This is a genomic window from Actinomadura rugatobispora (assembly GCF_055379765.1).
Genome location: NZ_AP029191.1, coordinates 5,734,219 through 5,753,679 on the forward strand (window position 1 = coordinate 5,734,219; position 19,461 = coordinate 5,753,679).

General features: G+C 75.2%; 18 protein-coding genes. 17 read left to right on the top strand and 1 reads right to left on the bottom strand.

What is annotated here, in order from left to right; genetic code table 11:
* The first annotated feature begins 14 nt into the window (after positions 1 to 14).
* The 16 genes from rlmB (at position 15) to ACZ466_RS25715 (ending at position 16,605) form a co-directional block, all read left to right on the top strand.
* Entirely contained in the window at positions 15 to 926 is a 912-nt protein-coding gene (gene rlmB, locus ACZ466_RS25640) for a 23S rRNA (guanosine(2251)-2'-O)-methyltransferase RlmB (RefSeq protein ID WP_378288215.1), read from the top strand.
* Positions 927 to 1,118: 192 nt separating this feature from the next.
* Positions 1,119 to 1,769, top strand: a complete 651-nt coding sequence (locus ACZ466_RS25645; RefSeq protein ID WP_378288216.1) for a TetR/AcrR family transcriptional regulator — start codon at positions 1,119 to 1,121, stop codon at positions 1,767 to 1,769.
* A 116-nt stretch (positions 1,770 to 1,885) separates the two neighbouring features.
* Entirely contained in the window at positions 1,886 to 3,700 is a 1,815-nt protein-coding gene (locus tag ACZ466_RS25650; protein ID WP_378288217.1) for an AfsR/SARP family transcriptional regulator, read from the top strand.
* A gap of 225 nt (positions 3,701 to 3,925) precedes the next feature.
* On the top strand, positions 3,926 to 4,366 hold the full coding sequence (locus ACZ466_RS25655) for a cupin domain-containing protein (protein WP_378288218.1): 441 nt from the start codon (positions 3,926 to 3,928) through the stop codon (positions 4,364 to 4,366).
* The gene (locus ACZ466_RS25660) at positions 4,363 to 5,667 is read left to right on the top strand and encodes a beta-ketoacyl-[acyl-carrier-protein] synthase family protein (RefSeq protein ID WP_378288219.1); all 1,305 of its coding nucleotides are present in this window, start codon (positions 4,363 to 4,365) and stop codon (positions 5,665 to 5,667) included. The genes ACZ466_RS25655 and ACZ466_RS25660 overlap by 4 nt, the downstream gene beginning before the upstream one ends.
* Positions 5,664 to 7,124: a ketosynthase chain-length factor gene (locus ACZ466_RS25665; RefSeq protein WP_378288220.1), complete on the top strand. Its 1,461-nt coding sequence runs from the start codon at positions 5,664 to 5,666 to the stop codon at positions 7,122 to 7,124. Before ACZ466_RS25660 ends, ACZ466_RS25665 begins: the two co-directional genes overlap by 4 nt.
* Positions 7,121 to 7,393, top strand: coding sequence for an acyl carrier protein (locus ACZ466_RS25670; protein WP_378288221.1), 273 nt, complete (start codon positions 7,121 to 7,123; stop codon positions 7,391 to 7,393). Before ACZ466_RS25665 ends, ACZ466_RS25670 begins: the two co-directional genes overlap by 4 nt.
* 2 nt (positions 7,394 to 7,395) lie before the next feature.
* Positions 7,396 to 8,901, top strand: a complete 1,506-nt coding sequence (locus tag ACZ466_RS25675) for a methyltransferase (RefSeq protein ID WP_378288222.1) — start codon at positions 7,396 to 7,398, stop codon at positions 8,899 to 8,901.
* On the top strand, positions 8,898 to 10,643 hold the full coding sequence (locus ACZ466_RS25680) for a carboxyl transferase domain-containing protein (protein ID WP_378288223.1): 1,746 nt from the start codon (positions 8,898 to 8,900) through the stop codon (positions 10,641 to 10,643). Before ACZ466_RS25675 ends, ACZ466_RS25680 begins: the two co-directional genes overlap by 4 nt.
* Positions 10,634 to 11,170 carry an acetyl-CoA carboxylase biotin carboxyl carrier protein gene (locus ACZ466_RS25685; RefSeq protein ID WP_378288224.1) on the top strand — a complete coding sequence of 179 codons (537 nt, stop codon included), beginning with the start codon at positions 10,634 to 10,636 and terminating at the stop codon, positions 11,168 to 11,170. Before ACZ466_RS25680 ends, ACZ466_RS25685 begins: the two co-directional genes overlap by 10 nt.
* A gap of 15 nt (positions 11,171 to 11,185) precedes the next feature.
* The gene (locus tag ACZ466_RS25690; RefSeq protein ID WP_378288225.1) at positions 11,186 to 12,577 is read left to right on the top strand and encodes an acetyl-CoA carboxylase biotin carboxylase subunit; all 1,392 of its coding nucleotides are present in this window, start codon (positions 11,186 to 11,188) and stop codon (positions 12,575 to 12,577) included.
* Entirely contained in the window at positions 12,574 to 13,785 is a 1,212-nt protein-coding gene (locus ACZ466_RS25695; RefSeq protein ID WP_378288226.1) for a cytochrome P450, read from the top strand. The genes ACZ466_RS25690 and ACZ466_RS25695 overlap by 4 nt, the downstream gene beginning before the upstream one ends.
* A gap of 69 nt (positions 13,786 to 13,854) precedes the next feature.
* Positions 13,855 to 14,532, top strand: coding sequence for a TcmI family type II polyketide cyclase (locus ACZ466_RS25700; protein WP_378288227.1), 678 nt, complete (start codon positions 13,855 to 13,857; stop codon positions 14,530 to 14,532).
* On the top strand, positions 14,529 to 14,942 hold the full coding sequence (locus ACZ466_RS25705) for a DUF1761 domain-containing protein (protein WP_378288228.1): 414 nt from the start codon (positions 14,529 to 14,531) through the stop codon (positions 14,940 to 14,942). The genes ACZ466_RS25700 and ACZ466_RS25705 overlap by 4 nt, the downstream gene beginning before the upstream one ends.
* 56 nt (positions 14,943 to 14,998) lie before the next feature.
* Entirely contained in the window at positions 14,999 to 15,439 is a 441-nt protein-coding gene (locus tag ACZ466_RS25710; protein WP_378288229.1) for a PPOX class F420-dependent oxidoreductase, read from the top strand.
* On the top strand, positions 15,436 to 16,605 hold the full coding sequence (locus ACZ466_RS25715; protein ID WP_378288230.1) for a cytochrome P450: 1,170 nt from the start codon (positions 15,436 to 15,438) through the stop codon (positions 16,603 to 16,605). The genes ACZ466_RS25710 and ACZ466_RS25715 overlap by 4 nt, the downstream gene beginning before the upstream one ends.
* Before the next feature lie 25 nt (positions 16,606 to 16,630).
* On the opposite strand, the gene ACZ466_RS25720 is transcribed toward ACZ466_RS25715, so the two are convergent.
* On the bottom strand, positions 16,631 to 17,971 hold the full coding sequence (locus tag ACZ466_RS25720; RefSeq protein ID WP_378288231.1) for a YncE family protein: 1,341 nt from the start codon (positions 17,969 to 17,971) through the stop codon (positions 16,631 to 16,633).
* Between the two features lie 371 nt (positions 17,972 to 18,342).
* Between ACZ466_RS25720 and ACZ466_RS25725 the strand changes: the two genes are divergently transcribed.
* Positions 18,343 to 19,461 carry a DNA glycosylase AlkZ-like family protein gene (locus ACZ466_RS25725; RefSeq protein ID WP_378288232.1) on the top strand — a complete coding sequence of 373 codons (1,119 nt, stop codon included), beginning with the start codon at positions 18,343 to 18,345 and terminating at the stop codon, positions 19,459 to 19,461.

Consider the following 19,461-nt stretch of genomic DNA (forward strand, 5'->3'; position numbering starts at 1 on the left):
GGGCGTACCGAGAAATGGCCAAGGGCAAGGGCAAGGGTCCCACTCCGAAGGCGGAGGACCGGCACTGGCATGCCAAGCGGCAGCGGGCCCGTGCGGTCAAGTCCGCCAAGCGGACCGGCACCCCGACCGTGGGGCCGGTCGGACGCGGCAAGCCCGCCGAGCCCGCGCGGCAGGGCCGTCCGGCGGGCGCGCGCCGCGCCAGCGGTGAGGCGCCCGAGCTGGTCACCGGCCGCAATCCGGTGGTCGAGGCGCTGCGCGCCGGGGTGCCGGGCACCGCGCTGTATGTGATGTCCGGCGGCGACGAGCGGATCCGCGAGTCGATCCAGATCGCCGCCGACCGCGGCATCCCGCTGCTGGAGACCGGCAAGAACGAGCTCGACCGGCTCACCGACGGCGCCGTCCACCAGGGCGTCGCGCTGCAGGTCCGGCCGTACCGCTACGCCCACGCCGACGACCTGCTCAAGGGGTCGGCGCCGCTGATCGTCGCGGTGGACGGCATCACCGACCCGCGCAACCTCGGCGCGATCGTGCGGTCGGCGGCGGCGTTCGGCGCGAAGGGCGTGGTGGTGCCCGAGCGGCGCGCCGCCGGGGTGAACGCGGGCGCCTGGAAGGCGTCCGCCGGGACGCTCGCGTCGGTGCCGGTCGCGCAGGTGACGAACCTGTCGCGGCAGCTCAAGGCGTACCAGAAGGCGGGCTGCTTCGTCGCCGGGCTGGACGCGGGCGGCGGTGTCGCGGTCGCCGATCTGGAGCTGGCCACCGGGCCGTTCGTGCTGGTGGTGGGGTCGGAGGGCAAGGGCCTGGGCCGGCTGGTCGCCGAGACCTGCGACATGCTGGTGACGATCCCGATGCCGGGGCGGGCCGAGTCGCTCAACGCGGGCGTCGCCGCCGGCATCGCGCTCTACGAGGTCGCCCGCATCCGCTCCTAGTTCCGGTGCCGGTCCTGCGGCTACGCGGGCGATGCCGTTGTGGACGCGGCACGTCGGTCCTCGCGTGCCCGCGGCGGTCATCGGGTGCGCTTGTCTTAGTGCCAGTGATTACTGGCACTCTGCTAACATCGCTGGCCCGGCCGGCGCCGGGCGCGCCTGTATCGTCGAGGCGGGGAGGGCGGTGAGGACACGATGAGCGAGCGCACGCCGGGCGGCGCCGCGCCGCGCCGCGTCCGCAAGGAGCCCGACGAGCGGCGTGACCAGATCCTGGCCTGCGCCCGCGACCTGTTCAGCCGCCGCCCGTACGGGACGGTCTCCAACACCGAGATCGCCGCCGCCGCCGGGGTGAGCCGCGGGCTGCTGAACCACTACTTCGGCACCAAGCGCGACCTGTACCTGGCCGCCGTGAGCGAGATGATGAGCGTCCCGCCCATCCCGATCCCGGCGTTCGTGGAGGGCGCGGGCGTCCGCGAGCGCGTGGCGCAGAGCATCGACGCCTGGCTGGAATTGCTGGAGCGCAACCGCGGGACGTGGGTCACCGCGCTCGACATGACCTCCTCCGGCGGTGACGCCGATCTGGAGCACATCCTGGAGGAGGCCCGCGACCGCGCCGTCGACCACATGACGGAGGTCGTCGGCCTGACCCCGCTGTCGCGCGTCCACCCCGAGATCCGGTCGGCGTTCCGCGCCTATTCGGCCATGGCCGTGACCACCACCCGCGAGTGGCTCAATCGGGAGGCGCTGACCCGGGCCCAGGTGCACTTCCTGCTCCAGGAGGTGCTGCTCAACCTGATCGAGCGGGTCCTGCCCCAGCTGGTCGCGGACGCCTCGGCGGAGCGCTGACGCCCCGTCGTCCACCTGGTCAGATCTTCCAATGATCTACCCTCGGTGACTCTCCGATTGCGCTCCGTGGGGCATATCCAGAAGGACATCCGCCCTCGAGAGAAATCCCCGAAGGGATGGACCGGAACCCCCAACAGCTCTTCCGCGCGCTGGGCCCACTCGAAGTGACCGTGGGCGACCGGCGCCTGCCCATCCGCTCGACCAAGCAGCGCATCCTGCTCGCGTCGCTGCTGCTGAACGCCAACGGCCTGGTGACCGTCGACGAGCTGATCGACCGGCTCTGGGCGCACCCGCCGAGCGACGCGCGCGGCACCGCCCAGGTGCACCTGGGGCGGCTGCGCCGCACGCTCGGCGCGTCCGGCGGCGCCGTGGGACGGATGATCCGCACCGACACCAACGGCTACGTCATCGAGGTGGCCGACGACGACCTCGACCTCGCCCGGTTCGTGGCGCTGGTCGAGCGGGCCCGGCGCGAGGAGGACCCCCGGCGCGAGGTCGTGCTGCTACGGGAGGCGCTGGCGCTGTGGCGCGGCCGCCCGCTCAGCAACGTCCCGTCCGACCACGTGCAGCGCAGCGACGTGCCCCGGCTGGTCGAGCAGCGGCTGCGCACCGCCGAGCGCCGCTACGAGCTGGAACTGGAGCTCGACGGCGGCGGCGACGTGATCGGCGAGTTGCGGGAGCTGGCCACCGCCGAACCGTTCCGGGAGCGGCTGTGGGCGCTGCTGATGAAGGCCCTCTACCGGCAGGGGCGGCAGCGGGAGGCGCTGGAGTGCTACCACGCGTGCGCCGCCGTCCTGCGCGAGGAGATCGGCCTCGACCCGGGGCAGGAGCTGCACGACCTCCACCAGGCGATCCTGCGGCGCGCGGTGGAGCTGCCCGGCCCGCAGCCGCACCGCGAGGTGCGCGTGCCCGCCGCCCGCTGGGAGATCCGGCCGGGCGCGCCGTGCCAGCTGCCGCCCGAGATCGGCGACTTCGTGGGACGCGCCGCGGAGCTGCGTGCGATCGCGGCCCACTTCGCTGATCGCAGTCGTGCTGGGACCGTTCCAATCGTGGCCGTGGTGGGCAGCCCCGGCGTCGGCAAGACCGTGCTCGCGGTGAAGGCCGCGCACGCGCTGCGCGAGCGGTTCCCCGGCGGCCAGCTGTACGTGCGGCTCGGCGGCGCGACCGGCCGCCCCCGCGACCCGTGGGACGCCCTCGGCGAGCTGCTCGACGGCCTGGGCGAGTCCGCCGCCCGGCACGGCGACCTGGACGGCCGCGCCGCCCTGCTGCGCGAGCGCCTGGCCGACCGCAGGATCCTGCTCGTCGTCGACGACGTCGCCGACGCCGCCCAGGCCACGGCCGTACTGCCGGGGACGCGCGGCTGCGGCGTCCTGCTGACGAGCCGGCACCGGCTGGTCGACCTGCCCGGCGTCCAACGGGTCAGGCCGGGCCCGCTCGCCCCCGACGAGGCCCTCGCCTTCCTGGAACGGCTCATCGGCGCCGGGCGGATCGACCGGGAGCGCGCCGTCGCCGAGGAGATCGCCGCGCTGTGCGGGCATCTCCCGATCGCGCTGCGGATCGTGGGCGCGCGGCTGGCGCTGCGGCCGTCCCAGTCGCTGGCCCGGCTCGCCGGGTCGCTGCGCGACGAGACCCGGCGGCTGGACGAGCTCGCCACCCAGGACCTGCAGATGCGCACCGTCCTGGACGCCAGCTACGCCGCCCTGGACCCCCGGGCGCGGGCGCTGCTGCGCCGCCTGGGCGCGCTGCGCGGCGGCGAGTTCGTCGAGGCCACCGCGCTGGCGCTGGCCGGCGGCGACGGCGTCCAGGCGCTCGACCGGCTGGTCGAGGCCAACCTCGTCGAGCCGGTCGACTCCGGCGGCGGCGAGTCCCGCTACCGGGTGTCCGGCCTGGTCGGCATCCACGCCTCCCAGTACCGCGGCCGCGAGGGCTGACCGGCCGCGCCCCGTTCCGCCCCGTTCCGCCTCGTTCCACCTCGTTCCGTGCTGCCCGCGCACCCCCGCATCCCCCTCCGCAACGCGCTGACCTGCGGTTTGTCTCGCCGCGTGTCGGTGGACGGTCGGTGACGCGTCGGCGGTCCGTCGGCGGCCCTGCCTAGCGTCGTTCCAGGTGGGCGGCACACCGTCCGACCAGGGAAAACAGCATGGGGAGACGACGAAGTGAAGCGTCCACAGACCCATCTCGAAGCCACCAGGGTGACCGCCCGCGAGGTGGAGCCGAACCGCCGGCTGGGAGGCGCCACCCGGGTGCTCCTGTCCCCGGGCTCGGCGCTGTCGACGGCGGGCTTCCTCGCGCTGCTCGACCTCGAGCCCGGTGAGCATGTCAGCGAGCACTACCACCCGTACACCGACGAGCACGTCTACGTCGCCGGCGGCGACCTGGTCGTGATCGTCAACGGTGCCGAGCTGGCCGTGGGGGAGCGGGAGGCCGTCCTGATCCGCCGGGGCGCCCGGCACCGGTACGAGAACCGCGGCGGCACTTCCGTGACCGCCGTGCTGTTCCTCGGGCCGACGGCGCCCCGGCCCGACCTCGGGCACGTGGAGACCGAGGAGCCGCAGTCCCCGGGCTCGGTCCCGCCGCGCGTCGGGGACCTGCCATGACCCGGGGCACGGGTCGCGGCACGGGCCGCGGCACGGGCCGCGGCGTGGCGATCACGGGAATCGGGGTGCTGACCCCTGGCGCGCCCGGCGCCCGCGGCTTCTGGGAGACCGTCACCGGCGGCAGGCCCACGTTCCGCACGATCACGGCCTTCGACCCGGCGCGGTTCCGGTCCCGGGTGGCGGCGGAGATCGACTTCGACCCCGGCGACCACGGGCTGACGCTCCGGCAGCGCCGCCGGATGGACCGGGCCGCCCAGTTCGCCATCGTCACCGCGCGGGAGGCGCTGGCCGCGAGCGGGCTGGCGCCCGGCGACCTCGACCCCGCCCGCACCGGCGTCTCGGTCGGCAGCGCCGTCGGCTGCACGGTGTCGCTCGACCGCGAGTACAGCATCGTCAGCGACGGCGGCCGGCTCCCGGTCGTGGACCCCGGCTACGCCTCGCGGCACCTGCCCGACTACTTCGTCCCGGCGTCGCTGGCCCGCGAGGTCGCCTGGGACGCGGGCGCGGAGGGCCCCGTCTGCGTGGTCTCGACCGGCTGCACCTCCGGGCTGGACGCCGTCGCGCACGGCATGGAGCTGATCCGCGAGGGGTCCGCCGACATCGTCCTGGCCGGCGCGACCGACGCCCCGATCTCGCCGATCACGGTGGCCTGCTTCGATGCGATCAAGGCGACCTCGCCCGACAACGACGACCCGGTGCGGGCCTGCCGGCCGTTCGACGCCACCCGGTCGGGGTTCGTGCTCGGGGAGGGCTCCGCGATGTTCGTCCTGGAGGAACCCGGCGCGGCCCTCGCGCGCGGCGCCCGCGTCATCGCCGAGATCCGCGGGTTCGCGTCCCGGTGCAACGCCTACCACATGACCGGGCTGCGGCCGGACGGCGCGGAGATGGCGGTCGCGATCGAGGCGGCGCTGGACCAGGCGCGGATCCCGGTCGAGGGCGTCGACTACATCAACGCGCACGGCTCCGGCACCAAGCAGAACGACCGGCACGAGACGGCCGCGTTCAAACGCGCGCTGGGCGACCACGCCCGCCGCGTCCCGGTCAGCTCCATCAAGTCGGTCGTGGGCCACTCGCTGGGCGCGATCGGCGCGATCGAGGTGGCGGCCAGCGCGCTGGCGATCGAGCACGACGTCGTGCCGCCCACCGCGAACCTGCGGCACCGCGACCCGGAATGCGACCTGGACTACGTCCCGGGGACGGCGCGGGAACTGCGGGTCGACACGGTCCTCACCGTCGGCAGCGGCTTCGGCGGCTTCCAGAGCGCCATGGTGCTCGGCGCCCCCGGGCGGTGGCGGTCGTGACCGCCCGCGCGCCCGTGGCGGGCGCCTGCGAGGACCACGCCGTCGTCACCGGGCTCGGCATCGCCTCGCCCAGCGGGCTGGGCACCCGGCGGCACTGGGCCGGGACGCTCGCCGGACACGTCGCGATCGGCCCCATCACCAGGTTCGACGCGAGCGGCTACCCGGTGCGGCTGGCCGGCGAGGTCCCCGGCTTCGACCCGCGCGAGCACCTCCCCGGACGGCTGCTGCCGCAGACCGACCACCTCACCCGGCTCGCCCTGGCCGCCGCCGACTGGGCGATGGAGGACTCCGGGCTGTCCCCGTCGCCGGAGGAGTCGCTGCGCTACGGCGTCATCACGGCCAACTCGGCGGGCGGTTTCGAGTTCGGCGAGAACGAGCTGCGCAAGCTGTGGTCGATCGGGCCGGAGAAGGTCAGCGCGTACCAGTCGTTCGCCTGGTTCTACGCGGTCAACACCGGCCAGATCTCCATCCGGCACGGGCTGCGCGGCCCCAGCGGCGTGCTGGTCAGCGGCCAGGCCGGCGGGCTCGACGCGATCGGGCAGGCCCGCCGCGCGCTGCGGCGCGGCGCCGACGGCGTGCTGACCGGCGGGTTCGAGGCCCCGGTGTGCTCGTGGGGCGTCACCGCGCAGCTGGCCCTGCCCCACCTGTCCACCGGCGACGACCCCGCGACCGCGTACCTGCCGTTCGCCGCCGGCGCCGCCGGGTACGTGATCGGCGAGGGCGGCGCCGTGCTCGTCCTCGAACGCGAGGACCGCGCCCGCGCCCGCGGCGCCCGCCGCCGCTACGGGCGGGTCGCCGGGTACGCGGCGACGCTGGACCCGCCGCCCGGCTCGGGCCGCCCGTCCACGCTGCGCACCGCCGCCGCCCTCGCCCTCGCCGACGCCGGCGTCGAACCGGACGGCATCGACGTGGTGTTCGCCGACGCCGCCGGGACGCCCGCGCTCGACCGGGTCGAGGCGGAGGCCATCGCCGGGTTGTTCGGCGACCGCGGCGTGCCGGTGACCGCGCCCAAGGCGATGACCGGGCGGCTGTCGGCGGGCGGCGCGGCGGTGGACGTCGCGACCTGCCTGCTGGCCATGCGGGACGGGATCGTCCCGCCCACCGCGGGCGTGCGGCCCGACCCCGCGTACCGGATCGACCTGGTCACCGGGCGGCCCCGGCCGGCCCGGATCGACCGGGCGCTGATCCTGGCGCGCGGCGAGGGCGGCTTCAACAGCGCGCTGGTGCTCACCCGGCCCTGCCCCGTGCACGGCGCCGCGCACCCCTCGCCCGCGCCGCGCCCCGCGCGGGCCCTGCGCTCCGCGGAGACCGCCCGCCCCGCCGAGGTCACGCGCCCTGACGCGGCCACGCGGCCCGTCGGGCCCCCGGGTGCCGCGACGGCCCCGCACCCTTCCACGACCCCGCGCCCTTCCACGCTTCCGCGGATCGCGCGGAACCGACCCAAGGAGGCGAGATGACCGACGACGGCCGGATCACGCTGACCGACCTGGTGACCGTGCTGCGCCAATGCGCCGGCGAGGACGAGAACGTCGACCTGGGCGGCGACATCGCCGACCGCACCTTCACCGAGCTCGGCTACGACTCCATCGCGCTGCTGGAGACCTCCGCGCGGATGGCCGAGCGCTTCGGCCTGGACCTCGACGACGAGGAGCTCGCCGACAAGGTCACCCCCGCCGCTCTGGTCCGCTACCTCAACCGCGCCGCGTCCGGAACCGGGGAGGCATGAGGATGCCCGTTCGCATCGACAACCAGATCCTGGTGAACGCCCCCATGGACCTTGTCTGGGAGCACACCAACGACGTCGCCGGCTGGCCGGACCTGTTCACCGAGTACGCCGCCGCGGAGATCCTCGAGCACGACGGCGACTCGGTGACGTTCCGGCTCACCACCCATCCCGACCCGGACGGGACGGTCTGGTCGTGGGTGTCGCGGCGCACGCCCGACCCCGCCACCCGCACCGTGCGGGCGCACCGGATCGAGACCGGCCCGTTCGAGTTCATGGACATCCGCTGGGAGTACCGCCAGGAGGCGGCCGGCGTGGCGATGCGCTGGATCCAGGAGTTCGCGGTGAAGCGCACGTCCCCGATCACCGAGGACGGCATGCGGGACCGGCTCAACCGCAACACGGCCGTGCAGATGGCGCACATCAAGCAGGTGCTGGAGAGCCGCGCCCGGGACGGCGCCGAGCACGGCCCCGGCGACCTGCACGCGCAGCGGCTGCTGTACCTGACCTGCGGGCTGCGGCTGGCGGCGGTCGTGACCGCGCTGGCGGAGCTGGGCATCGCCGACCTGACCGGCGGCGGCCCGCGCGGCGTCGCCGAGCTGGCCGAGCTCAGCGGGGCGCACCCGGACGCGCTGTACCGGGTGCTGCGCTGCGCCGCGTCCGTCGGGATCATGGCCGAGCTGCCCGACGGGCGGTTCGAGAGCACGCCGCTGGCCGAGGCGCTGCGCTCCGACCGGCCGTTCAGCCTGCTACCGCTGGCCGAGCTCAGCGCGCAGCCGTTCGTCACCATGTCCTACGGCGCGCTGGCCTACAGCGTCCGCACCGGACAGCCCGCGACGACCGCGGCGCTCGGCTCCGACATCTGGCGCCACTTCGAGGACCACCCCGACGAGGGCGAGTGCTTCGACCGGGTCATGACCGACCTGGGCCGGTGGGAGACCGACCGGCATCTCGACGCCGTCCGGCCCGAGCGGTTCGGCCGCATCGCCGACATCGGCGGCGGGCACGGGCACTTCCTGGCGGCGGCGCTGCGGCGGGCCCCGGACGCGTCCGGCGTGCTGTTCGAGCAGCCCGGCGTGATCCCGCGGGTGGACCCGACGCTCGCCGCGGAAGGGGTCCTCGAACGGGTGCTGCGCGTCGGCGGGGACTTCTTCACCGACCCGCTGCCGGACGACTGCGACGCCTACGTCCTCAAGGCCGTCCTGCACGGCCTGCCCGACGGCCGGGCCGAGCGGGTGCTGCGGGCGGTGCGGACGGCGATCGGCGACCGGGACGCCCGGCTGTTCGTCGTCGAGCAGGTGGTGTCGGGCGGGAACCGCTGGGACCACGCCAAGTTCCTCGACCTGGACATGCTCGTGCTCTTCGGCGGCCGGGAGCGGCGGCTGGACGAATGGCGGCTGCTCCTCGGCCGGTGCGGGTTCGAGCTGGTCAACCGGCCCGGCGAGGGCCACTGGACCGTCCTGGAATGCCGTCCCGCCGAGGAGACCGGGGAAACGGAGGAGCCGAGATGAACGGCCGTACCTCCGCCGAGCCGCAGTGGCTGCTCTGCCCCGCCTGCCGCTCGCCGCAGTACGCCCCGAGGCTGGCCCGCGACCTGCGCGTGTGCCCCGGCTGCGCCGCGCATCTGAGGGTGGGTGCGCGGGCCAGGCTCGGGCAGCTCCTCGACCCCGGCACGGCCGTGCCGCTGCCCGGGGCCGCGAGCGCGCTGGACGACCCGCTGCGCTTCCACGACACCCTGCCCTACCCCGAACGGCTCCGCCGCGCCCGCGACGCGACCGGGATCGACGAGGCCGTCGTGGCCGCGGCCGGGGAGATCGGCGGCCGGCCCGCCGTGGTGGCGGCGATGGACTTCGCCTTCCTCGGCGGCAGCCTGGGCATGGCCGCCGGGCAGCGGCTGTGCGACGCCGCCGCGGCCGCGCTGGAGCGCGGGGTGCCGCTGGTCACCGTCACCGCGTCCGGGGGCGCCCGGATGCAGGAGGGGATCTTCTCGCTGCGGCAGATGGCGCGGATCGCGGCGGCGTTCGCCCGTCTCGACCGCGCCGGGATCCTCACCGTCACGGTGGTGACCGACCCGACGTACGGGGGCGTGGCGGCGTCGGTGGCGACCCTCGCCGACGTCATCGTGGCCGAGCCGCGCGCGCGGATGGGCTTCGCCGGGCCGCGCGTCGTCCGGCAGATCACGCGGACCGCGCTGCCGCCGGGCTTCCAGACCGCCGAGTCGCTCGCCGGCCTCGGGCTCGTCGACCGGGTCGTCCCGCGGCGGTCGCTGCGGCCGGTGCTGGCGTCCCTGCTCGCGTGCGCGCGGCGGGACGGCGACGCCCCGCCCGCCCGCGCCGCCGACGCGGGCGACGGCGGGGTGATCCGCGACCCGGACCTGCTCGTCCCCGCCGAGCCCTGGGACCGGGTGCGGCGCGCCCGCGAACTGGACCGGCCCACAACGCTCGACTACATCGCCTACCTCTGCACCGACTTCCACGAACTGCGCGGCGACCGCACCGGGGCCGACTGCCCGGCGCTGGTCGGCGGCCCGGCCCGCTTCCGGGGCCGGACGGTCGTGGTGATGGGCCACCAGAAGGGGCGGACGCCGGGCGAGCTGGCCGACCGCAACTTCGGGATGGCGACCCCGGCGGGCTACCGCAAGGCCGCCCGCCTGGCCGGGCTGGCCGCCAAGCTGCGCTGCCCGCTGGTCACCTTCGTCGACACCCCCGGCGCGGATCCGCGGGTCGAGGCCGAGAACGGCGGCCAGGCCGGCGCGATCGCCGCGAACCTGCGGCTGATGGCCGGGCTGCCGGTGCCGATCGTCGCCGTCATCACGGGCGAGGGCGGCAGCGGCGGCGCGCTCGCGCTGACGGTCTCGGACCGGCTGCTGATCCTGGAGAACGCGGTGTACTCCGTCATCAGCCCCGAGGGGTGCGCGGCGATCCTGTGGCGCGGCGAGGCGGCCGCGCCGCGGGCCGCCGCCGCGCTCCGGCTCGACCCGGCGAGCCTGCTGCGCGCCGGGGTGGTCGACGGGGTCGTCCCGGAGGCCGTGACCGCCGCGGGCCGTCCGGACCGGGAGGCCGTGATGCGGGCGGTCGGCGACGCGGTCGCGGCCGAGCTGGCCCACCTGGGCGGGACCGCCGACCTGGTCGAGCGGCGCCTGGCGGGCCTCCTCGAGAACGACGCCCCCGCCATGCCGGGGCCCGACCCCGGAACGCCCGACGGCGAGCTCGTGGCGGCGGGCACGGAAGGGAACGGTGCCCCATGCCTGTGAGCAACGCGACCAGGACCGAACGCGACGCCGAGGGCGGATCCGCCCGCGGCCGCCGCCCCCAGAACGATCCGAACGAGGCCCTGGACGGCATGTGCCGCAACGTGCTGCGGCTCGTCGAGGCCCTTCCCGGGCCGCCCCTGCGGATCGTGCTCCACCTCGACCCGCCGGGCCTGGAGATCGAGTGGCCCGGCCCCGTCCAGGATCCCGCGCCGCCGCTCCAGGCGCCCGCCGGGAGCGCGCCGCCCGCCGGATCCGCACCGCGCGACGAACCCGCACCGGATGACGTGGTGCAGGTCAAGGCCGCCAACGTCGGCACCTTCTACCTCCGCCCCGAGCCGTCGGCCGCGCCGTTCGTCGAGGTCGGCGACACCGTGGCGGAGGGCCGGCAGATCGCGATCGTGGAGGCGATGAAGCTGATGCTCCCGGTCGAGGCCCCGGTGGCCGGCACCGTCACGGCCGTGCACGCCGAGGACGGGACGCCGGTGGAGTACGGCCAGCCGCTGCTGTCGATCCGGCCCGCGGGCTGAGGGGGTGGGTGCGCCATGGTGACCCGGGTGCTCGTCGCCAACCGCGGCGAGATCGCACTGCGCGTGATCCGCGCCTGCCGGGAGCTCGGCCTCGGCACGGTGGCCGTCCACTCGGCCGCCGACGACGGCGCCGCGCACGTGACCGCCGCCGACCGGGCCGTGCGGATCGGGCCGCCGCCCGCTCCGCTCAGCTACCTCAACGTCCCGGCGATCCTGGAGGCCGCGCGGATCACCGGCGCGGACGCCGTGCACCCCGGCTACGGCCTGCTGTCGGAGGACGCGGACTTCGCCGAGGCGTGCCGGGACGCCGGGCTCGCCTTCGTCGGCCCCGAGCCGGAGGCGCTGCGCACGCTGGGCGACAAGATCAGCGCGCGCCGGGTCGCCGCGGCGGCCGGGCTGGCGGTGCTGCCCGGCTCGCCGGAGCCGGTCGGCTCGGCCGAGGCGGTCCGCGCGCAGGCGGCGCGGACCGGCTTCCCGCTGATCCTGAAGGCGGCGTCCGGCGGGGGCGGCCGGGGCATGGAGGCGGTGGACGCCCCCGGTGACCTGACCGCCGCCCTCGCCCGGGTGCGGTCCGCCGCCGCCGCGCTCTTCGGCGACGACCGGGTGTTCGTCGAACGGTTCCTGCGCAGCGCCCGGCACGTGGAGATCCAGATCCTCGGCGACCGGCACGGGACCGTCGTCCACCTCGGCAGCCGGGACTGCTCGGTGCAGCGCCGCAACCAGAAGATCGTCGAGGAGGCCCCGGCGCCCGCGCTGCCCGCCGAGCTGCTCGACCGCATCGCCGCCGACGCGGTGCGCTGCGCCGCCGGGATCGGCTACCACGGCGCCGGGACGTTCGAGTTCCTCGTCGAGCCGGACGGCGCGTACTGGTTCATCGAGGCCAACTGCCGGATCCAGGTCGAGCATCCGGTCACCGAGATGGTCACCGGGGTCGACCTCGTCCACGAGCAGCTGCGGGTGGCGGCCGGCGAGCCCCTCGTCGCGCACGGGCCCACCGGCGAGGGGGCGCCCGACGGGGTGCGCGGCTGCGCGATCGAGTGCCGGATCAACGCCGAGGACCCCGCCCGCGACTTCCGCCCGGCCCCCGGCCGGCTGGTGGAGGTCGCCCTGCCCGCCGGGCCGTTCGTCCGCGTCGACACGCACGTGAGCGCCGGGTCGGCCGTCCCGGCCGAGTACGACCCGCTGCTGGCCAAGGTCGTGGTCTGGGCGCCGGGCCGGGCGGGCGCGCTGGCGCGGATGGACCGGGCGCTGGCCGAGTGCCGGATCACCGGGCCCGGCGTCCGGACCAACCGCGACTTCCTGCGCGAAGTGCTGCGGCACCCCCGCTTCTCCGAGGCCTCGCACGACACCGCGTTCCTCGCCGGGCTCACCGAGGACGGCGACATCAGAACGGGAGATCCCGCATGACCGACACCGACCCGACCACCACCGCCGCCGAAGAGTGCCCTGCCTTCCCCTTCCGCGACTGGGAAGGCGTCGATCCCGCTCCCGCGTACGCACGGCTGCGCGCCGAGCGCCCGGTCCTCCAGGTGCGGCTGCCCAGCGGAGGACGGGCGTGGCTGGTCACGCGGCACGCCGACGCCCGCCGCGTGTTCGCCGACCAGCGGCTCAGCCGGGCGGCCTCGTGCGCCAACAAGGACGACTTCCAGGGCATCAACCCGCCGGCCGGGTCCCTGTTCGCCCTGGACCCGCCCGAGCACACCGCGGTGCGCGCCCTGGTGAACAAGACGTTCACGGTCCGCCGGGTCGAGGACCTCAAACCGTGGATCGCGCAGCGGGCCGAACGGCTCGCGACGCGGCTGGCGCGGCAGGGCCCGCCCGCCGACCTGGTCTCCGGGTACGCCCAGCCGCTGTCGATGAGCGTGCTGTGCCGGCTGCTCGGCGTCCCCGAGGCCGACCACGGCAGGTTCATCGAGTGGTCGCACGCGCTGCTGTCCACCGCCGACGCCGGCGAGGAGATCGAGGCGACCCGGCAGCGGCTCGGGCAGTACGTGGCGCGGCTCATCGAGGCCAGGCGCGCCGTCCCCGCCGACGACCTGGTGTCGGCCCTCGTCCAGGCCGTGGACCGGGAGGACGCCGCACCGCACCAGGCGATCCTGCTGGTGATGGCCATCCTGGTCGCCGGGCACGACGCCATGGCCAACCAGCTCGCCGACACGGCCTACCTGATGATGACCCACCCCGGCATGGCGGACCGGCTGCGCGACGAGCCGGAGCTGATCCCGGCGGCGGTGGAGGAGATCGTCCGCTACACCTCGCTGATCGCGGTGGGCGGCTTCCCGCGGGTGGCGCTGGAGGACGTCCCGATCGGCGATGTCGTCATCAAGGCCGGCGACACCGTCATCGCGGCCATCGACTCGGCCAACCGCGACGAGGAGGTGTTCCCCGACCCCGACGAGCTCCGCGTCGACCGGCGGCCCCGCGGCCATCTCGCGTTCGGGCACGGCACCCACCGCTGCCTGGGCGCCCAGCTCGCCCGCGCCGAACTGGGCATCACGATCTCCGCGCTGCTCGACACGCTGCCCGGGATGCGCCTGGCGGTGCCGCCCGCCGACCTGGAGTGGGACCGCGCGTCGTTCGGACGCGGCCTGCTCTCGCTCCCCATCACCTGGTAGCCGCCCCATCCGCGACCCACCCGCGACCCACCCGCGACCCACCCGCGACCCACCCGCAAGGAGGACGACATGGCACCGCTCGACAAGACATCGCGGCCGACCCACCGGGCGCTGATGATCCGCCGGGTCGACCCGGCGAACCTGGACGCCGTGGCGGCGGCGTTCGGCGACCACGACCGCACCGACCTGCCGGCCCGCATCGGCGTCAGGGCCCGCACCCTGCTGCACTACCACGGCCTCTACCTGCACCTGATCGAGGGCGACCGGAACCTCCAGGACAACATGTTCGCCTCCCGCGACGACCCGCTGTTCCGCGAGATCGACCAGCGGATGGCCGAGCTGCTCACCCCGTACGACCCCGCGATCCCGAGCATGCGGGAGGCCCAGGCCACGGAGTTCTACCACTGGTCGTCCGGCCCGCCGCCCGCGACCTTCCGGGTGGTCCTGGAGTTCCGGGTGAACGGCGGCCGCGGCGAGGAGTACGAGCGGACGTGGCGGCGCCTGATCACCCCGATCTTCGCGTGGCCGGACAACCTCGCGCAGTCGCTGTCCCGCGACCGCACCGACGCGGACCTCTTCTACGTGATCAGCGACTGGACGGGCGAGGAGGCGTTCCAGCGCTTCCTGCGCAGCCCCGAGCACCGGGAGCTCGCCGAGGCGAGCCGCGCGCTCGGCGACCCGGTCCGCGTGACCCACATGTACATCCGCCCGGACCGGGCGGACCGACTGGAAGGACAGGCCAGATGAACACGCTGACCGCCCTCGACGAGGTCAACTACTTCGCGGTGTTCGCCGCCGCCGCCATCCGGGTGCCGCTCGCCGGGTTGTGGCATTCCCCGCTCCTGTTCGGCCGGCCGTGGGAGCACATGGTCGGGCTCGACTCCACGGCGATGCGCCGCCGCGGGCTGCCCCGCCTGTTCGCGTTCGCGTTCCTGACCTCGGTGGCCGGCGCCTTCGTCCTGGCGCTCCTGCTCGGACGCGACGCGGGCCTGGCCGCGGGTGCGCTCGCGGGGCTGCTCACCGGCGTCGGCATCGCCGGCGGCGCGCTGGCGAGCTCGATGGTGTTCGAGAAGCGCCCGCGCCCGCTGATCATGATCGACGCCGCGTTCCACACCGTGCTCTTCACCTCCACCGGCGCCGTCCTCGGCGCCTGGTGACCGCGGTCCGCGGCGCCCCGAGGCGCCCCGGGGGAGAGGGCAGACGAGGGAGAGAGATGAGCGAGACGAGCAATCCGTTCACCGACGGGGAGATCAGCTACATCCGGGAGCACCGGCTGGGACGGCTGGCGACGGTCGGTCCCGACGGCGCCCCGCAGGTGCGGCCGGTGGCCTTCCGGTTCAACACCGGCGACGGCACCTTCGACATCGGCGGCAAGCACCTGGCCACCACGCAGAAGTACCACAACCTGCTCGCGAACCCGCGCGCGGCGTTCGTCCTCGACGACGTGGCCCCGGAAGGCTCGGAGGCGCCCAGCCCCGGGTTCGGCCGGGGCATCGAGATCCGCGGCAGCGCCGAGGCGCGGACCGTCCGCGGGCCGGAGGAGCGGCTGGCGCCGCACCACGACGACGAGCTCATCCGGATCCGTGCCGCGCGCATCATCACGTGGAACCTGCCCGGCGGCACGCCGCGGCCGCGAGGGAGGGAGGTGCGATGAGCGACACGACGGCCGCCGAGGCCCTGCCGCTGATCACCGAGGTCCGCGAGGTCGGGCCGGTCATGCGGGTGCGGATGATGTCGGGCGACCCCGGCTACCTGGTGACCCGCTGCGAGGAGGCCCAGCAGTTCTTCTCCGACCCGGCGTTCAGCCGCGCGGCGGTGATGCGTCCCGGGGCGCCCAGGGAACTGGCGCGCAAGCAGGTCGGCTCCGGCAGTTCGCTGTTCAACATGGACCCGCCCGAGCACACCCGGCTGCGGCGCGTGGTGGCCAGAGAGTTCACCCGCCGCCGCGTCCAGGGCCTGGCGGAGGAGATCGCCGCGGCCGTGGACGGCCTGCTGGACCGGATGGTCGAGACCGGGCCGCCGGTGGACCTGGTCCAGGTGCTGTGCACGCCGCTGCCGCTCACCGAGATCTGCCGGCTGCTCGGCGTCCCGTACGAGGACCACGCGTCCTTCCGCGAATGGGTCGAGGCGATCATGTCGTGGACCGGGCGCTCCCAGGAGGAGGTCGGCCGGTGCCGGCGCGAGCTGCACGCCTACCTCACCGACATGGTCGCGGCCAAGCGCGCCGAACCGGGCGACGACCTGCTGAGCGCGCTGCTGGTCGTCCGCGACCAGGAGGACCGGATCACCGAGCCGGAGCTGGTGGGCCTGGGGATCGCGCTGCTGATCGCCGGGCACGAGACCACGCTGAACCAGCTCGGCGGCAGCGTGCACGCGCTGCTGGTCGAGCCGGAGCGGTACGCGCGGCTGGTCCGGGACCCGTCGCTGGTGCCGTCGGCGGTGGAGGAGCTGCTGCGCCTCATCCCGGCGGTGTCGGTCTCCAGCCCGCGGATGGCCCTCCGGGACGCGGAGATCGGCGGGGTGCCGATTCCCGCGGGGAGCATGGTCGCGGCCTCGTCGATCACGGCCAACCGCGATCCCGCCGTGTTCGACGACCCGGAGACGATGGACTTCGGCCGCGTCGACAACCGGCACATCACCTTCGGGCACGGGCCGCACTTCTGCCTGGGCTCCCAGCTCGCCCGCACGGAGCTGCGGACGGCGCTGGGCGGCCTGGTGCGGCGCTTCCCCGGCCTGCGGCTGGCCGTCGACCCGGCCGAGGTCCGGTGGCGGACGAACCAGCTCATCCAGGGCCCGGTCGAACTCCCCGTCACCTGGTGAGCGGATGACCGCGCGTCCCGGCGGACTACCCGGCGGCAGGGCCGGTCCAGTCCGCCGGGACGTGCCCGACGCGCACGCGCTGCGGGTGGTCGCCCACCGGCACCGAGGTGATCTTCCGGCCGGTGCCGAAGTCGATGGCGGTGACCTGGTCGGCGCCGCTCTCGGAGATCACGCAGGCCCGGCCGTCGCCGCTGACGGTCGCCCAGTACGGCTTGGCCGCGGTCACCAGCGGGCCCTCCCGCAGCGTGGCCCGGTCGACGACGGTGGCGTAGTCGTCCATCGTCCCGGCGACGCACAGCTTGTCGCCGCGCGGGCTCATCGACAGGCCGTGGTGCCGGGAGTCGTTGACGAAGGTGGTGCGGTCGTCGCTGGTGTCCGGGTTCTCCGGGAGCGTCTTCCAGCGGGTGATCGCGTCGGTGGCGACGTCGTACTCGAAGAAGCCGTTGAAGAACGACACCTGGAAGTACAGCTTCGACTCGTCGGGGGTGAAGGCGACCGGGCGGACCGCGTCGGACATGTCGGAGCGGCCGAAGGCGTCCAGCCGCTGCCGCATGTCGATCACCTTGACCTGCTGGAACGTGGCGGCGTCCGCGACGGTGATGCGGCGGTCGCCCTTGGTCCAGTCCAGCCAGGGGGCGTCGAAGTCGGTGTTGACCTCGCCGATCGACATGTTCCAGATGTACCGGCCGTCGCGGGAGAAGACGTTCTCGTGGGGCTTGTCGCCGGTCTTGAACGATCCCGCCTGCCGGCCGGTGCGGATGTCGAGCACGTGGACGGTGTTGGACGTGGAGGCCGACACCGCGACGCGCGTCCCGTCCGGCGAGACGGCCATGTGGTCGGAGCGGTACCCGGAGACGGGGAAGCGCCAGTTCACCCGGCCGGTGGTCACGTCGACGGAGACCACGTCGGCGAAGCTGGGGCGGGACACCACGACGGCGGAGCCGTCGGGCGTGGAGTACATGTCGTCGACGTACTGGTCGTGGCCCTCGCCGACGGTCTGGCGGATGCCGAGGAAGAAGGCGAGCCGGATCGGGTCGGAGTAGATCTCGCGGAGGCGCTCGTCCTTGTCGGGGATGACGTTGATCCGGCCGATCCTGGCGAAGGTCCCGCTGGACCGGATGACGTCGGCGGTCCCGTCCCAGTTGTTGCCGACGAACATCACCTCGCGCAGCGCGGCGGCGGGGGCTCGGCCCGGGGCCTGGGCGGGGGCCTGGCCCCGGGCCTGGGCGGCGGCCTGGGAGGGGGCCTGGGAGGGGGCCGCCGCGCCGGCCGGGGCGGCGGTGGCGGCGGTCACCGCCGCCGCGGCCAGGACGGCTCCGCCCAGCACGGCGGATCGGGGGGCGCGCCGGAACGTCGAGAAGCGCATCTTCTACCTCCGGGGTGGGTGAACGCGGCGCCGCTCGCCTCCCGGGGGCGTGGGGAGGACGTGGGGGGAGGCGGCGCCCCGCCGAGACATGAAGATTCTTCAGACTTTGGGTTACTGGACAGTAGTCCACTGTGCGGGGCGCCACAAGGGCCCGGCCGGACCGCCACGACGATCACGCCGCCGGACCACCCCGCCCAGCCGTATCGTGAGGGCATGCCGACAACCGCGCGAGCGCGTCACCTGGCCGGTGAGGCGACGCCGAAGGCGAGCCTCAGCGGCCGGATCGCGAAGCGACGCCGCGCTCGCACAGGCCCGGTCAGGTGCGAGCCGCCAGGCGAGCGCCGTAGGCCGGGACTCTGCAACACAGCGGCATGAGCGCCGTGGATCGCGCGCAGGTGCTGGCCTACCGGTACACCGCGCACGACCTCGCACCCGGCGGAGGCCGCGGCGACACCGTCCTGGCCACCGGCCTCCAGGACTACCCGCCCGGCCGTACCGCGGTGCCCGCCCTGCGGCTGCGCACCGGCACGGCCGATCCCTCCGGTCCGTCCACGGTGCTCGTCCACTCCATCCGGGGCGCCATGCACCTGCACCGCGCCGCCGACCTGGCCCGGCTGGCCGCCGCGCTGCGCGTCGAGGACGGCCGCGACCTGCCGCCCCAGGCGATCGGCCCGTTCGGCGCCGAGCTCGCCGGCGCGGGCATCGCCTTCGGCGCCGCGCTGGACGAGGTCGCCGCCGCCATGCGCGAGGCCGTCGCCGGCGGCGGCTCGCCCACCAAGGGCGAGCTCAGCGGGACGGTCAGCCCCCGGGTCGCCGCGCCGCTCGCGCCCTGGTGCGAGGGCTGCGGCGTGCACCACGTCCAGGACAAGCTGTTCCGGATGGCCACCCTCCAGGCGGGCCTGGTCATCGAGGTGGACCACGACCTCCCGAGCCGGTTCCGCTTCCGCGCGGCCGAGCCGTTCGAGCCCGCGGACCCGGCGGACGCCCGCGCCGCACTGGTCCGGGCCTTCCTCGCGACGTCCGGCCCGTCCCGCCCGGCCCAGCTGGCATCCTGGCTGGCCTTCACCCCGGCCGCCGCCCGCCGCTGGTGGGAGCCGGTCGCCGCCGAGCTGACCCCCGTCACGGTGGACGGCGCCAAGTACTGGACGCACGCCGACCACCAGGAGGCCCTCAAATCGGCGCCGGCCCCGGACGGCGTCCGCCTCCTGCCGCCCTACGATCCCGTCACCGAACCGGCCGACCGCGAGCTGCTCGTCCCGGACCCGGCCCAGCGCAAGCAGGTGTGGCGGACCGCCGCCAACCCGGGCGTCCTGCTGGTCGACGGCGAGATCTCCGGCGTGTGGCGGCAGCGGCGGTCCCGCGGCCGGCTGTCGCTGCGCGTCGAGCCGTTCACCCGGCTGTCCGCGCGCCGGCGCCGCGCCGCCGAACCCGACGCCGCCGCCATCGCGGACCCCACCGGCACGGCCGGCGCCGACCTCGCCTGGGCGTGA